The organism is Streptomyces sp. XM83C (assembly GCF_023072675.1).
GTDB lineage: Bacteria > Actinomycetota > Actinomycetes > Streptomycetales > Streptomycetaceae > Streptomyces > Streptomyces thermocoprophilus.
This window is the reverse complement of sequence record NZ_JALLGL010000711.1, coordinates 1-248: the sequence shown is the minus strand read 5'-3', so window position 1 is coordinate 248 and position 248 is coordinate 1. Positions and strand designations below refer to the sequence as shown.

The window sequence follows — 248 nt, the reverse complement described above, 5'->3', positions numbered from 1 at the left end:
GGCTGGGCGGCTGCCGCCGTTTGCACCGCCGCTACGAACGCAAGGTCGAGCACTTCCTGGCCTTCACCGCCATCGCCTGCAGCCTCATCTGCTACCGCAGACTCGCCAAATGAGACGACGTCTAAGACCGTGTCCTATGTGGTGAGGCGGATGAGGCGCTTGTAGCAGCACAGGGCTGCGGCGAGTCCGAGAAAGGCCAGGTAGTTGCGGGGGTTGCGTTCGTAGCGAGGGCTGAGTCGGTGGTAGCC

General features: G+C 64.1%; 2 pseudogenes. One reads left to right on the top strand and one right to left on the bottom strand.

From position 1 onward, the window contains the following. Positions 1 to 113: pseudogene (locus tag MTQ10_RS31160) on the top strand (IS5/IS1182 family transposase); the annotation flags it as partial. Positions 114 to 134: 21 nt separating this feature from the next. On the opposite strand, the pseudogene MTQ10_RS31155 reads toward MTQ10_RS31160, so the two are convergent. Continuing rightward, a pseudogene (locus MTQ10_RS31155) lies at positions 135 to 248 on the bottom strand (IS5/IS1182 family transposase); the annotation flags it as partial.